This is a genomic window from Streptococcus sp. 27098_8_51 (assembly GCF_041432205.1).
Taxonomy (GTDB): Bacteria; Bacillota; Bacilli; order Lactobacillales; family Streptococcaceae; genus Streptococcus.
Genome location: NZ_JAPVZE010000012.1, coordinates 1 through 14,998 on the forward strand (window position 1 = coordinate 1; position 14,998 = coordinate 14,998).

The 14,998-nt window shown below is 43.4% G+C and carries 14 protein-coding genes and 1 tRNA gene; 3 read left to right on the forward strand and 12 right to left on the reverse strand.

The window, feature by feature from the left end; translation table 11 throughout:
• The 7 genes from O3622_RS07535 to O3622_RS07565 form a co-directional block, all read right to left on the reverse strand.
• A tRNA-Glu gene (locus O3622_RS07535) sits at positions 1 to 72 on the reverse strand.
• 114 nt (positions 73 to 186) lie between these two features.
• Entirely contained in the window at positions 187 to 621 is a 435-nt protein-coding gene (locus tag O3622_RS07540) for a cytidine deaminase (RefSeq protein WP_000382000.1), read from the reverse strand.
• 12 nt (positions 622 to 633) lie between these two features.
• Positions 634 to 2,094, reverse strand: coding sequence for a glutamate--tRNA ligase (gene gltX, locus O3622_RS07545; RefSeq protein WP_371607284.1), 1,461 nt, complete (start codon positions 2,092 to 2,094; stop codon positions 634 to 636).
• A 127-nt stretch (positions 2,095 to 2,221) separates the two neighbouring features.
• Positions 2,222 to 3,571: a glucose-6-phosphate isomerase gene (locus O3622_RS07550; protein WP_371607285.1), complete on the reverse strand. Its 1,350-nt coding sequence runs from the start codon at positions 3,569 to 3,571 to the stop codon at positions 2,222 to 2,224.
• Positions 3,572 to 3,739: 168 nt separating this feature from the next.
• Positions 3,740 to 4,429 (reverse strand): gamma-glutamyl-gamma-aminobutyrate hydrolase family protein, encoded by a 690-nt coding sequence (locus O3622_RS07555; RefSeq protein WP_000124757.1) that lies wholly within the window; start codon positions 4,427 to 4,429, stop codon positions 3,740 to 3,742.
• 139 nt (positions 4,430 to 4,568) lie between these two features.
• Positions 4,569 to 6,335 carry an ABC transporter ATP-binding protein gene (locus O3622_RS07560; RefSeq protein WP_247955280.1) on the reverse strand — a complete coding sequence of 589 codons (1,767 nt, stop codon included), beginning with the start codon at positions 6,333 to 6,335 and terminating at the stop codon, positions 4,569 to 4,571.
• Position 6,336: 1 nt separating this feature from the next.
• Positions 6,337 to 8,043, reverse strand: a complete 1,707-nt coding sequence (locus tag O3622_RS07565) for an ABC transporter ATP-binding protein (protein ID WP_371607286.1) — start codon at positions 8,041 to 8,043, stop codon at positions 6,337 to 6,339.
• A gap of 206 nt (positions 8,044 to 8,249) precedes the next feature.
• Between O3622_RS07565 and O3622_RS07570 the strand changes: the two genes are divergently transcribed.
• From O3622_RS07570 to O3622_RS07580, 3 genes are all read left to right on the forward strand, one after another.
• Positions 8,250 to 9,266, forward strand: coding sequence for an NAD(P)H-dependent glycerol-3-phosphate dehydrogenase (locus O3622_RS07570; RefSeq protein ID WP_268724305.1), 1,017 nt, complete (start codon positions 8,250 to 8,252; stop codon positions 9,264 to 9,266).
• Between the two features lie 21 nt (positions 9,267 to 9,287).
• A complete protein-coding gene (gene galU / locus O3622_RS07575; RefSeq protein ID WP_000811022.1) occupies positions 9,288 to 10,187 on the forward strand; it encodes a UTP--glucose-1-phosphate uridylyltransferase GalU in 900 nt (299 codons plus the stop codon).
• Between the two features lie 219 nt (positions 10,188 to 10,406).
• Positions 10,407 to 10,694: a hypothetical protein gene (locus O3622_RS07580; protein WP_000401878.1), complete on the forward strand. Its 288-nt coding sequence runs from the start codon at positions 10,407 to 10,409 to the stop codon at positions 10,692 to 10,694.
• Between the two features lie 158 nt (positions 10,695 to 10,852).
• Here the strand turns inward: O3622_RS07580 and O3622_RS07585 are convergent, their stop codons facing one another.
• From O3622_RS07585 to O3622_RS07605, 5 genes are all read right to left on the reverse strand, one after another.
• A complete protein-coding gene (locus tag O3622_RS07585; protein ID WP_371607287.1) occupies positions 10,853 to 11,533 on the reverse strand; it encodes a rhomboid family intramembrane serine protease in 681 nt (226 codons plus the stop codon).
• Positions 11,517 to 12,056 carry a 5-formyltetrahydrofolate cyclo-ligase gene (locus O3622_RS07590; RefSeq protein ID WP_000642762.1) on the reverse strand — a complete coding sequence of 180 codons (540 nt, stop codon included), beginning with the start codon at positions 12,054 to 12,056 and terminating at the stop codon, positions 11,517 to 11,519. Before O3622_RS07590 ends, O3622_RS07585 begins: the two co-directional genes overlap by 17 nt.
• An 11-nt stretch (positions 12,057 to 12,067) precedes the next feature.
• The gene (locus tag O3622_RS07595) at positions 12,068 to 13,198 is read right to left on the reverse strand and encodes an N-acetyldiaminopimelate deacetylase (RefSeq protein WP_371607288.1); all 1,131 of its coding nucleotides are present in this window, start codon (positions 13,196 to 13,198) and stop codon (positions 12,068 to 12,070) included.
• Between the two features lie 61 nt (positions 13,199 to 13,259).
• A complete protein-coding gene (gene dapD, locus O3622_RS07600; protein WP_000127447.1) occupies positions 13,260 to 13,958 on the reverse strand; it encodes a 2,3,4,5-tetrahydropyridine-2,6-dicarboxylate N-acetyltransferase in 699 nt (232 codons plus the stop codon).
• A gap of 84 nt (positions 13,959 to 14,042) precedes the next feature.
• Entirely contained in the window at positions 14,043 to 14,954 is a 912-nt protein-coding gene (locus O3622_RS07605) for a DMT family transporter (RefSeq protein ID WP_371607289.1), read from the reverse strand.
• Positions 14,955 to 14,998 lie beyond the last annotated feature (44 nt).

Below are 14,998 nucleotides of genomic sequence, written 5' to 3' on the forward strand. Positions count from 1 at the left end.
TAGTCCGTACGGGATTCGAACCCGTGTTACCGCCGTGAAAAGGCGGTGTCTTAACCCCTTGACCAACGGACCTGAGCTTTTCAACTCTTTCTATTATACCTACTTTTTTACCTTTGTCAAGGACTTTTTTCCTCTTTACCGAAATTCTGAAAAGATTAGGGAAAGAGCCAGTTAAACTGACTCCTTCTATTTATCTTTCCAATTTGTCGCACGTTCCTCTCCCCACCAGTAAGGAATCAACTCGGCAACCTTAATTGTTTTTCTTGTTTCGTAGTCCATCATGAACTCTGCTTCTTTGTTTTCAGCATTCAATTCTAAGAGAAATTCTCTGCAAGCGCCACAGGGCATACCTGATCCTTCGCCGTAGGGAGGTTTATCTCGAAAGGCGAGGATTTTCTTAACTTTGGTTTGTCCTGAAAATTGATACATATTGAAGAGAGCCGCTCGTTCTGCACAGAGATGAAAAACGCCACAAGTGCCCTCCATACAAAATCCTGTGAAGATCTGACCATCTTCTGCTTCTACTGCAGCAACAACATGGTTAGCATAAACAAAGTCAGAAACTTCATGAGGATTGTATAAGGCTCGTGCTTCTTCATACATTTTTTCCCATGTATCCATCGGAAGTCCTTTTTATTTAGAAATCTCTTTCAGTATGTTTTCAATATGCTGGATTGACTTTTCACGTCCGAGTAAGAAAATGGTGTCTGGTAATTCTGGTCCATGCATTTCACCTGAAACGGCAATACGAATCGGCATGAAGAGGTTTTTCCCTTTAATACCTGTTTCTTTTTGAACTGCTTTGATTTGTGGGAAGATGTTTTCTGTCACAAATTCTTCATCTGTCATTGCTTCTAGTTTCGCTTTGAAGGCTTCTAGAACAACCGGAACGGTTTCTCCTGCCATGACCTCGCGCTCAGCGTCTGTCAACTCTGGGAAATCTGAGAAGAAAAGATCTGTCAGTGGAACGATTTCATCCACTGACTTCATTTGTGGTTTGTAGAGTTCCACCATTTTTTCAGACTTGTCAGTCAATCGTCCTGCTTCTTCAAGGAATGGTTTGGCCATTTCAAAGATAGTTGCCAAGTCAGCTCTCTTGATGTAGTCATTACTCATCCAGTCTAGTTTCTTCTGGTCGAAAGCCGCTGGAGATTTGCTGAGGCGGTTTTCATCAAAGAGCTTGATGAGCTCTTCACGAGAGAAGATTTCGTCTTCCCCACCAGGGTTCCAGCCAAGAAGGGTAATAAAGTTAAAGACTGCTTCTGGAAGATAGCCTTTTTTACGGTAGTCTTCGATAAACTGAAGGGTGTTAGTGTCCCGTTTAGACAATTTTTTACCCGTTTCAGAGTTGATGATCAAAGTCATGTGACCGAACTCTGGAGCTTCCCAACCAAGCGCTTCATAGACCATGAGCTGTTTTGGGGTGTTGGCAATGTGGTCATCACCGCGAATAACATGGGAAATTTGCATGTCGTGGTCATCGATGACAACGGCAAAGTTGTAAGTTGGGTAACCATCTTTCTTTTGGATAACCCAGTCGCCACCGATGTTGCCACCTTCAAACTCGATATCACCTTTGACCATATCATGCCATTTGTAGATACCAGACTCATTGACAGCCAAACGAACAGTTGGGATGATACCAGCTGCTTCACGTTCTGCGATGTAAGCTACTTTTTCTTCTTCGCTCATACCAAGATATTCATTGATGTAACGTGGTGTTTCGCCAGCTGCTTCTTGGCGTTCGCGCTCAGCCGCCAACTCTTCTTCTGTAACGTATGATTTGTAGGCTTTTCCTTCAGCTAGCAATTGGTCGATATATTTTTGATAGAGTTCCAAACGCTCTGATTGACGGTAATTTTCATGAGTTTCTGGACTTTCATCCCAGTCAATCCCCAACCAGCGAAGATTTTCAAGCTGTGAGCGTTCTCCATCCTCAACATGGCGTTTACGGTCAGTATCTTCGATACGAATGATAAAAGTTCCACCATGATGGCGTGCGTAAAGGTAGTTAAACAATGCTGTACGGGCATTTCCGATGTGTAGTAGTCCTGTTGGACTTGGTGCGTAGCGTACGCGGATATCTTTTGACATAGTTTCTCCTATAAAGTCTCTAGGCGTCTGCCTTTTTGCTTTCTATATTATATCACAAGTCTCGCCTGAGTCCAATGTCTAGGAATAAAGAGAGTAAAAAGAGTGGGCAAGCCACTCTTTTCTTCTATTATAGACGTGCGTTAAGCTCTTTGCTCAATTCTTCAAATCCTGGTTTTCCAAGAAGGGCAAACATGTTGCGTTTGTATGCTTCAACACCTGGTTGGTCAAATGGGTTAATGGCATTCAAGTAACCTGAAAGGGCAATTGCCAATTCGAAGAAGTAGATAGTGTAACCAAGAGTGAAAGCGTCTTGCTCAGGAAGAGTTACGTACATGTTTGGCACATCACCGTCAGTGTGGGCAAGAAGAACACCGTCAGTCGCTTTTTTGTTTACAAAGTCAACGTCTTTTCCTTGAAGGTAACCAAGTCCGTCAAGGTCTTCTTCCAAAGTAGGAATGATCACGTTCTTACGCGGTTTGTCAACACGGACAACTGTTTCAAACATGATACGAGTTCCTTCTTGGATAAATTGACCAAGTGAGTGCAAGTCAGTTGAGAAGTTAGCTGAAGTTGGGTAAATACCTTTTTGGTCCTTCCCTTCTGACTCACCAGCCAATTGTTTCCACCATTCTGAGAAGTATTGAAGAGATGGCTCGTAGTTTACCAAGATTTCAGTAGCATATCCTTTACGGTAAAGGATGTTACGAACAGCTGCGTACTGGTAAGCTTCGTTTTCAGCAATCTTGTCTGAAGTGTAGTCTTTACGAGCAGCATTAGCACCTTCCATAAGGGCTTTGATATCTGCACCTGATGCTGCGATTGGAAGCAAACCAACTGCTGTCAATACTGAGAAGCGTCCACCGATGTCATCTGGAACCACAAATGTTTCCCAACCGTTGGCATCTGCTTCAACCTTAACAGCACCTTTTTGGCGGTCAGTTGTAGCATAGATACGTTTGTTAGCTTCTTCTTGTCCGTATTTCTTAACCAAGAGTTCTTTGAAGACACGGAAAGCGATCGCTGGTTCTGTTGTTGTACCTGATTTAGAAATCACGTTTACTGAGAAGTCTTTGTCAGCTACGTACTCTACCAAGTCAGCAAGGTAAGTTGATGAGATTGAGTTTCCAGCATAAAGGATTTGTGGTGCTTTGCGTTCTTCTTTTGTTTGCAAGTTTGCAAAGTGGTGGTTCAAGAAGTCAATGGCAGCTTTTGCTCCAAGGTATGATCCACCAATACCGATAACAACCAAAACATCGCTGTCTGCTTTAATTTGCTCAGCAGCTTTCAAGATGCGGTCAAATTCTTCGCGGTCGTAGTTTTCAGGAAGGTCCAACCAACCCAAGAAGTCACTACCAGCACCAGTTCCTTTACGGAGCAATTCGTCTGCAGCTGTTACTTGTGCTTGCATGTATTCCACTTCATGTGGGGCAACAAATTTGTCTAAAACTTTTGAATAATCAAATTTAATATGTGACATGATAATCCTCCAAAATTTCTTCTTTTCTATCATAACGCTTACCTTCGATTTTTTCAAGCTTTTTTATTGAATTTGCCCAATTTTTATCAGAATTCAAACGTTTGCGTAAATTTGCTAAAATATAAAAAATCTGAAAGGGCGAATAAAAACGGCTAGAGACTCTAACCGTTACAATTCATTTAATAAATACTCAAATAGTTCTAAATTGCCATCTTCTTCATTGACCAGAAACTCTGGGTGCCACTGCAAGCCGATAATGCGATGTTCGTCAATAGACTCAATCGCTTCCACTGTCTGATCTCGAGGATCCACCGCTGTCACACGGAAATTGGGTGCTAGATCTTTAATGCTCTGACGATGCACTGAATTAACCTGACTTTCTTTGCCAAATAACTTAGCCACCACGCTTCCTTCTACTGTTTCAATAGAATGAGAGGTTCCAAAAGGCAAGCCTTGCCAGTGACCTTCAATTTCTTGGTGAAGAGTGCCGCCAAAAGCAACATTGACCAGCTGAACCCCGCGACAGATTGCCATAATTGGTTTATTCTGACGGAGCGCTTCTTTCAAGAGAGCTAGTTCAAACTCATCGCGTACAAGGTTGTAATCATCGCTCTCAATGGTCTTTTTCTCTCCATAAAACTGGGGATGGACATTTTGTCCACCTGTCAAGATGAGTTTGTCAATCATTTCTACATAATCGCGCACAATGGACTCATCCCCTACAGGAATCACTAAAGGGAGACCTCCGACTTGACGAATGCTCTCTGCAAATTTACAGGATACAGATGAGTGAATGTTTTTCCCTTCTGCATCTACAGGACATAGATTTGCAGCAACTCCTACAACCGTTCTAGCCATGATGTGTCTCCTTTCGATTTTCTTGCGACAGTCTTATCTTATCACTCCAACCCTTTCCTGTCTAATATGTTTTTTTAAAGACCGTGATAAGTATTTTTTATGGATAAGAAAAAGCTGCCCAATAAGGACAACTTCTTTTTTATTCGAAGACAAATTGATTGTGATACAGTTCCGAGTAGAAACCGCCGAGTTTGAGCAACTCGTGATGATTTCCACGTTCAATAACCTCTCCATCTTTGAGGACAATAATCTGATCGGCATTGAGGATTGTCTTGAGACGATGGGCAATGACAAAACTGGTTCGACCTGCTACAACTGCCTCCATGGCATGTTGAATCTTGCTTTCTGTTACGGTATCCACATTGGAAGTCGCTTCATCTAAGATTAGGACTTGAGGATCTGTCATCAAGGTCCGGGCGATGGAAATCAATTGTTTCTGACCAGTTGAGAAGATGTTTTGCTCATCATCAATAAGGGTATCATACTTGTCAGGCAAGCTTTCAATGTAGTCATGAATATGAGTTGCCTTGGCAGCTGCTTCGACCATTTCCTGACTGGCATCTGGCACACCAAAGCGGATATTGTCTCGGATTGTTCCGCTAAACAAGACCGAATCCTGCAAGACAATCCCGACCTTACTCCGCAGACTGTCCAAGTCGTAGTCACGGATGTCTTTGCCATCAAAGCAAATGCTACCTGCATCCACATCGTAGAAACGATTGATGAGGTTCATGATGGTTGTTTTCCCCGAACCAGTCGGGCCTACAACTGCTATCATCTGCCCCTTAGGAGCTGAAATGCTGACATCTTTTAAAATCGGCTTGTCTGGCACATAAGAGAAATCAATTTGACTGATTTCAACACCTTCTCGCAATTCCGTAAAGGCAGGTGCATTTTGCGGACGAATCTCTTCTTCTGCATCGAACATTTCTTGGATACGATCCGCTCCAGTAAAGGCCAACTGGAGACTCCCCCAACTCGCAGCCACCTGGATAATTGGCTGGTAGTACTGCTGAGAAAATTGGGTAAACATGACAATCAAGCCTAGGGCTGTCGTTGTTTCGATACTTGGATCGTTCAGCAAGACCGCAGAACCTGCAAAAATAACGATGGCCGTATTGACCAAGCTCATCCCATTCATAACTGGAAAGAGGATGCCTGAGAACATTCTCCCTTTAAAGGTTGCCTTACGCACGCGCTCATTTTGCTTCACAAAGCCTGCTACGATGTCGTCTTGAATTCCTTGTACGATAACAGCTTTCTGTCCAGAAATACTCTCGTCCATGTAGGCGTTGAGTTTCCCAACCTCTTTTTGCTGGAGATTGGTGTACTTGCGGGCCATTTTCACAATGAAGACCAACATGAGAAAGGCAACTGGGGTGCTGGCTACTGTTATCAGGGCTAGCGTCACATTTCTTGAAAACATGACAAAAATCAAACCGATGTAAAGAGCAATATTGCTCATGACCTGAACTAGGCTTTCATTGAAGGCTTGAAGGATGTTATCCAAGTCACTCGTAAAGCGAGAGAGGATGTCACCATCCTGATGGCGGTCAAAGAAAGAAACCGTTAAACGAGAAAGTTTGCCAAAGAGGCCCTTACGCATCTCATTTGTTGACTCAGCAATCACACGGGTCATCAAGGTCATGTAAATCAAACTGGACACCACTAATGCGAGAACAACCAGAGCTAGATTCAGCATCAGAGCTGATAAACTTTGCCAAGCTTGTTCTGAAGTCCCATTTTGATAAGCCAAAACTAGGTTAGCGAGTTCCGTCACTGCTTGACCTGAAAAAACTGGAAAGAGAGCTTGGGCAATCGTCGCAACTGCAACCATCAGAATCACAATGACAAAGGAGAACTTGTAAACTTTAAAATAATTCCAGAAAAATCGAACGGTTTTCATTTTATTCCTCCTTTCCCTTTTGTGTTTCGTAGATTTCGCGGTAGACAGCATTGCTAGCTACCAAGTCCGCATGCCTTCCTTCTCCAATCAAACGCCCTTGGTCCAAGACTAAAATCTTGTCTGCATGGACGACTGAACTGATCTTTTGAGCGATGATAATGGTTGTCGTCCCTTTCAGGTCTTTATTCAAAGCTTCCTGCACGAGTCTCTCTGACTTGGCATCCAAAGCCGAAGTCGAATCGTCAAAAATCAGGATACGGGGATTGCTGACAATCCCACGGGCAATGGACATCCGTTGCTTTTGTCCACCAGAAAAGTTGGTGCCACGTTCTTCAACCTGACTCTCAAATTTGTTTTCCATGCGCCCGATAAATTCACTGGCTTGGGCAATCCGTGCTGCACGTTCCATTTCTGACACGCTAGCATTTCCTTTCCCTTGACGGAGATTATCTGCAATGGTTCCGCTAAAGAGAATAGCACGTTGCAAGACAATGGAAACTGTTTTACGTAAGGTTCCCTCGCTGACGTCTCGAATATCCTTGCCACCAATCTTGATAGATCCCTCCTGTGGATCAAAAAGTCGTGGAATTAACTGAGCTAGAGTGGACTTCCCTGCTCCAGTCGCCCCAACCACACCGACCATCTGACCAGGCGCAATTTCAAAGGTTACATTCCTCAGCATAGGCTCATCATCATTGGGATAGGTAAAGGTCACATTTTCAAAAGAGAGACTTCCTTCTAACTCTTCGTCTGGGAGATCTTTAAAGGTCATCGCTGGCTCGGTATCTAGAATTTCGCGGATACGACGCAAGGAAATCATGGCACGACTGACAGAATTCCCTAAAAATCCAACCATGATGATGGTAAAGATAATCTGGCTGAGATAGTTGATAAAGGAAGCAATCGAGCCCACAACAGATGGATCTGACTGAGCCATGCCTGCCACCAACCAGATAGAGAGGAAGACCGCTCCATAGCCGACTAGCATCATAACAGGTTCTATAACTGAGAAGGCATAACCGATATAAAGATTTTGGCCGAGAAGTTCATCAGAAACCTCGGTAAATTTGGTAAATTGTGCTTTTTCTTGTACAAAGGATTTGACCACGCGCACACCACGTAGATTTTCCTTAGCGATAGCATTGATCCGTTCAAGAAGGGTTTGAAACTTAGCAAATCGTGGCCCCATCATTCCCATCATGATGGCAGTTAGTGCAAAGATTAGGAACACCATGAGGACAATCACCCACCAAAGTGACGGAAGAGTGTGAACCGCCAAGATAAAGGAACCGATAAAGAGAAGAGGGAGACGGAAAAGAATTTGAAAAGCCATCATCACCACGTTCTGAATTTGATTGATATCATTGGTCATACGGACAACAAGGTTGCCGGCATTAAACTGCTCGATATTGGCATAAGAAAAAGTCTGGATCTTGCGAAAAGCGTCTTCACGAAGGTCCGAAGACACTCCTTGAGCAATGTAGGCTGCAAGTGTTACATTGACCCCACCTGCAACCAGACCGACTAGGGCTACCCCTATCAGCCAAGCGCCAATACTATAAATAGTCTCATTTTGACCAGCCAACAAAGCCTCTAACACCTCTTGCAAATAGCGCGGTTGCAAGAGCGAGCTCGCAACCATCAAACCTGTCATCATTAAGGATGCCAAGGCCTGCCATTTATAGGTTTTTATTTTTTTAATGAGCATATTTCCTCCTAATAAAATAGATAAAGGGAGCGACATCCTGCGTCAGCTCCTTCTCATTCGTTCATATTGATGCTATTCTAGCAAAAAAGAGGCATCTTGTCAAAGAAGTCTCCTTATTATAAATTAGTGCGCTTTCATCTACAGGTGATGCATGAAAAGGCTTTTTATGGTAAAATGGAAGGAAGAACTCTTACAAGGAGGAAAAGATGAAGAAACAAACCATCGCTGTCTTGGGTCCTGGTTCTTGGGGAACTGCCCTTTCGCAGGTCCTAAACGACAATAGACACGAAGTTCGAATTTGGGGAAATATTTCTGACCAAATTGATGAAATCAATAACCAACATACAAACAAACGCTACTTCAAAGATATCCTACTCGACGAAAAAATCAAAGCCTATCATGATTTGGAAGAAACACTAAAGGGTGTAGATGCTGTTTTATTTGTAGTCCCAACAAAAGTAACGAGACTGGTTGCCCAACAAGTAGCAAAGGTGCTCGATCACAAGGTTGTCATCATGCATGCCTCCAAAGGATTGGAACCAGATAGCCACAAACGCCTATCGACTATTCTTGAAGAGGAAATTCCAGTCGATCTCCGTAGTGAAGTCGTCGTTGTTTCAGGACCTAGCCACGCTGAGGAAACGATTGTGCGGGATATTACCTTGATCACGGCAGCCTCTAAAGACCTTGAAACGGCCCAGTACGTCCAAAATCTCTTTAGCAATCACTACTTCCGTCTCTATACTAATACGGATGTTATCGGAGTTGAAACCGCTGGTGCTCTCAAAAACATTATCGCAGTTGGCGCTGGAGCACTACATGGTCTAGGATTTGGCGACAATGCCAAGGCGGCTATCATTGCCCGTGGCTTGGCTGAAATCACCCGTCTAGGGGTCGCTCTTGGAGCTAACCCTCTGACTTATAGCGGGCTTTCTGGAGTTGGAGATTTGATTGTAACGGGAACATCTGTCCACTCTCGTAACTGGAGGGCAGGTGATGCTCTCGGTCGTGGAGAATCCCTCGCAGACATCGAAGCAAACATGGGCATGGTTATCGAAGGAATCTCAACAACTCGAGCGGCTTACGAACTGGCTCAGGAATTGGGTGTCTACATGCCAATCACACAGGCTATTTACCGAGTTATCTACGAAGGTGTCAATATCAAAGAAGCAATCACTGACATCATGAGCAATGAATTTAAAGCAGAAAACGAATGGTCATAGACCTTTATAGAAAGGAACATCATGAAACAAAAAGTCAGAAAAGCAGTCATCCCAGCCGCTGGATTGGGAACTCGCTTCCTCCCAGCAACTAAGGCCTTGGCCAAGGAAATGTTGCCAATCGTAGACAAGCCCACTATCCAGTTTATCGTTGAAGAAGCCCTCAAGTCTGGAATCGAAGACATCTTGGTTGTTACGGGTAAGTCAAAACGTTCTATCGAGGACCATTTTGATTCAAACTTTGAATTGGAATATAACCTTAAAGAAAAAGGGAAAACAGATCTTTTGAAGCTGGTGGATGAGACAACCGGCATGCGCCTGCATTTTATCCGCCAAACACATCCACGTGGTCTCGGAGATGCTGTCTTGCAAGCCAAGGCTTTCGTTGGAAATGAACCTTTTGTCGTTATGCTTGGTGATGACTTGATGGATATCACAGACGAAAAGGCTGTTCCGCTTACCAAACAACTCATGGATGACTACGAGCGTACCCACGCGTCTACTATCGCTGTCATGCCAGTCCCTCATGACGAAGTATCTGCTTATGGGGTTATTGCTCCGCAAGGCGAAGGAAAAGACGGTCTTTACAGTGTTGAAACCTTCGTTGAAAAACCTGCACCAGAGGATGCTCCTAGCGACCTTGCTATCATCGGACGTTACCTTCTCACACCAGAAATTTTCCAAATCCTCGAAAACCAAGCTCCAGGTGCAGGAAATGAAATTCAGCTGACAGATGCAATCGACACCCTCAATAAAACACAACGTGTATTTGCTCGTGAGTTCAAGGGGGCTCGTTACGATGTTGGAGACAAGTTTGGCTTTATGAAAACCTCCATCGACTACGCTCTCAAACATCCACAAGTCAAAGACGACTTGAAAGACTATCTCATCCAACTTGGGAAAGAGCTAGCTGAGGGGGAATAGAAGAAAAACAAGGCTCTTAAAGAAGGGCTTTGTTTTTGTGTTGAAGTTTGCAATAAAAAAAGCCATCTTTGCAGATGACTTATTAGCAACCGAGTCGGTGCTCACTTTTTCAAGTTGTGCACGGACAAAGCCTTATTTTAACTTGCTGTGTTGTTTCGAATGGTTCCAAAACTTTTTTGTATAATATAACAGAATATTTTAAAAATGAAGGGGGTTTCTATGGAGATTGATGTGTTTTTTGATTATTATTTAAAATCACTTAGGTTTTATTTTGGTGATAGGTGTAAGGATATTGGATTTATAAAGTTTTTCAAAGATGAAAACAATAGTTTTATTGCCATAGAGGATTATGTTTTAGAAGCATTAGTAATATTGTCAAATATTTTGAGTAAGGAGAGGATTGTGTTTTCTTGTGGATTTATTCATAGCAAGGGGGTAGTTACTGGAGTAGAAGTATGCATGAATGTATTAGAGTTAGAAAGATTAAATAATTTGTATAAGATATAGTTTTGGAGAATATTAAAAAAACATTAGGTAAACTGTCTATGTAGGATGTGCGGAGTTGATAGTATCAATATTTCCTAGTTATAGAGCTGTGTTGTTTCGAATGGTTCCAATCTACACAAAAAGCTACTCATTTTTGAGTAGCTTTTTAACTACCCCCCCTACACATAACTCATTCCCTTATAGCAAAGGAAAACGGCTAGTGCAATAAAAAGTACAGTTGCTCCGATTCGCTGGCTGGTACTGTACATCCTTCTCTCCCATTTAACTGGGAAGATGACTGCTAGAAAGGCACCGCCTACTGCACCTCCGATATGCCCTGCTAGGCTGATTCCTGGAATCAGAATACTTCCAATGATATTTATCACGAAAAGCGTCAGGTAGGATTGCCCCAACTGCTGAATATAGGGGTTGCGAGTTGCGTAACGCAGGACGATAATCGCAGCAAATAGTCCGTAAAGAGAAGTGGAGGCCCCTGCTGCTACAACTTTCGGCGTGAAAGCAAAAACAAAGAGGTTACCCATCATTCCTGATAGGAGATAGAGAAAGAAAAATTGCTTAGAACCGAAAATCTCCTCCACCTGTCGTCCAAGAAAGTAGAGCGAAATCATATTGACAATAAAATGCTCCCATCCGATATGCACAAATATAGCCGAAAAAAGGCGCCAAATCTGCTCAGGGAACAGGCGAATGATCGGTCCATACATGGCTCCAAACTGAAGCAAGGTATCTGCTCGTTCAAAATTTAAACCTGTAAAAACCAACATCAAGAGAAATACCAATGCTGTTACTAGGAGGAAGAAGCTAGTCACAGGATAACGTTTATCAAAGATTTCCTTCATAGATTAGCACCTCCTGGACGGGTATATCATGGTTTTCAAAGTTAAACTCCTGAACTTGACAAGGATAGATTGTACTCATGGTATGCCCAGCAAAATGTTCCAGATAGCGGTCATAATATCCTCCACCATATCCGATCCGATAGCCCTCTGTTGTAAAAGCCAAACCCGGAACATGAATTAAATCAATCTGAGACGGTTCCACCACTTCCAAGTCTCCTTGCGGTTCCAGTAAACCAAAGGAAGTTTTTGCCAACTGCTGCGGATTATAGACCACAAACTCCATGCGCCCCTTGGGATAGGTTTTGGGTATCAAAACCTTCTTGCCGTCCTTCAGCGCCTGCTCAATCAGTTCCTGCGTTTGAAATTCATGAGGGAAGGAGAGATAGGTTGCGATGACCTTAGCTTCTTGGTAAAAGGGATGCTTTAAAAATCGTTCAGTTAAAACTCGATCCATAGCCTGTTTTTGCTCCTGAGATAGAGTCTTCATTTCTTGCAAAATTTTCTTGCGTAGTTCTGCTTTCATAGACAATTCCTCTACTCTGCTGCCTTCTTTTTTAAGAAACTAGAGACTACATCTACCCCAATGGCTATGGCTTCTTCCTCAGGACTCATCTGAGGGTGATGAAGGGCGTAGGGACTATCGATACCTAGCCAGAACATAACGCCATCTACCTTCGAAAGGAGATAACCAAAGTCCTCACCAGTCATAGCAGGCTCGATATCAATCAACTCGATTCCGTCTTTCTCTTCAAAAAAGTCCATCAGTTCACGCGCCAAGGCTGGATTGTTCTCAACAGGTAGGTAGCCTCCTTGCTTGAGTTCTACTTCGACTTCCATATCAAAGGCTGCTGCAACCCCTTCTGCGACAGTCTTGACTCTTTTTTGCACCAAGAGGCTCATGTCTTGAGTCAAAGCGCGAATGGTTCCGTGTAAAAATGCTGTGTCTGTAATGACATTGTTGGTTGTTCCAGCTTGGAAAAGGCCAAAGGTCACCACCGCTCCCTCGATGGGATTGACATTCCGGCTTACAACTGACTGTACTTGGGTTACAAAGTAACTAGCAGCCACCAAGGCGTCATTGGCTTCATGCGGAAAAGCTGCGTGTCCTCCTTTTCCTTTGAAACGAACCTTCACCTCACAAGTCCCTGCAAAGAGTGTATGAGTGTTGGTCGCAATCTGTCCGACCTTCAGATCCGGACGAACATGGAGACCATAAAATTGGTCTGGCAACCAATTTCCAAAAGCACCATCCTCATACATGAGCATCCCACCAGCTTCATTTTCTTCAGCAGGCTGAAATAGGAAGAGCAAATTATTCTTGGGTTGTTCCTCCAGGGCGCGCTCGAGACAGCCTAAGGCAATGGTCATATGAAAATCATGGCCACAAGCATGCATGCGACCTTGGTGTTGAGAAGCGAAAGGCAGTCCTGTTTGTTCGACGATAGGCAGACCATCAATATCTGTTCGCCAACCAATAGTTCGCTCCGGCTGACTTCCCTGCAGGTAGACCAAAATCCCTGTTCGCCAAGTACGAACTTGAACAAAGTTCTTGCCCGTAGTCAATTTTTCAATCACATCCAGCAAATAAGCCTGAGTCTTAAACTCCTCCAAGCCAATCTCTGGAATCTGGTGTAAATCTCGTCTAGTCTGAATCAAATCTAACATCTATCGATCCTCCTTTTGATAGAAGAAAGAGGCTGGAAGAAGTATCCGCCTCTTTTTATTTTTACAAGGTACGAAGCGCATCCTCAAGCGCTGTTTTTTGTTGGGTTTGGGCATCAATTTCTTTGATGATACGAGCCGGAACACCTGCCACTACCACGTTTTCTGGGACATCCTGGGTAACAATAGCTCCTGCTGCGACAACTGAACCACTGCCGATTTGAACTCCTTCGATAACCACTGCATTGGCACCGATAAGAACATTGTCTCCGACACGGACTGGTTCAGCGCTAGCTGGCTCAATCACACCTGCCAAAACTGCACCTGCACCAACGTGACTGTTTTTCCCAACGATAGCACGACCTCCAAGGATGGCACCCATGTCAATCATGGTTCCAGCACCGATTTCAGCACCGATATTGATAACAGCTCCCATCATGATAACAGCATTGTCACCAATTTCAACCTGGTCACGGATAATAGCACCTGGCTCGATACGAGCATTGATAGCACGTTTATCTAACAAAGGAACTGCAGAATTACGAGCATCTTGCTCGACAACGTAATCTTGATTTTCTACCAAACCTTCAAGAAGCGGAGCCACGTCCTTCCAGTCTCCGAATAAAACATTTCCTAGTTTGACAACAGAGCTTGGCACAGCAGTTGCAAGTTCTCCCTCAAAAGTTACTTTGACACTGGTTTTCTTTTCCGCATTGGCGATAAATTGGATAATTTCTTGAGCGTTCATTTTTGTAGCAGTCATAGGTGCCTCCTGGTTCGTTATAATGATACCTATTCTACCAAAAAAGGCTTCAAATTTGAAGCCTCAACTATCAAATAATCATCTTTACCTGGCTTGTTTTGCTTCTTCTACAGATAAAAAAATCATCGGAACGATAATCAACACCATAGCCAAGGCCAAAAAACCATCCATGACCAATCCCAGAAAAAGAACACTTAATAAAGCTGAAGAAAGCGGTTCGCTAGCACTCACAACCGATACAACCAGCGGGGAAACGAGTGACACAGCCTTCATAGATAGGAAGAAGGCAAAAGCAGTACCAAACACGGCAATCGTCAGACAAATCAGCACACTTACCAGATCCACTTGAAAACTTATCCGATAAATAGGGTAAAGGAAATTACTAAAGAGACCTGCCAGAATCATCCCCCAACCAACAGTCGGAACAAATCCGTAGCGCCGTGCAAAGCGTTGCGGAAGGATAACATTAAACATGACCCCTACTGCACTAAGCAAACCTGTCACTAGAGCCAAAGGTGTCATGGACAACTGGGACAAATCCCCTTTCGTAGCCATCAAAAAAACACCTAGCATGGCAATCAAAACGTAGAAAACAGCTGTAATCGAAGCCTTCTTCTGGTACACGAGGCGATTGTAAAACAGGATAAAAACTGGGCTGATAAATTGCAAAATGGTCGCTGTCGTCGCATTGGAATACTCAACGCAGAGATAAAAGAAAAACTGCACAGAAAAAATACCTAGAATAGCATAGGCTAAAAAAGGTAGATAATTTTTCTTATCACGCCAGATGTCCAACAAGTGGCTACGCAACTGAAAGGCAGATAAACCTAAAACCAAACTCCCTGCCACTAGTAAACGCATAGAAGTAATCCATCCAGAAGACACTGGATAATGAGTGAAAAAATACTCTCCTAAAATCCCACAAATCCCCCAGATTAGGCCTGAGAGTAGCGAGTATACTGTTCCCTTAACAATCTTTTTCTGATAATGATTCATATTATTATTGTAACACGAAACCAACAAAGAAAAAAGTAGCAACA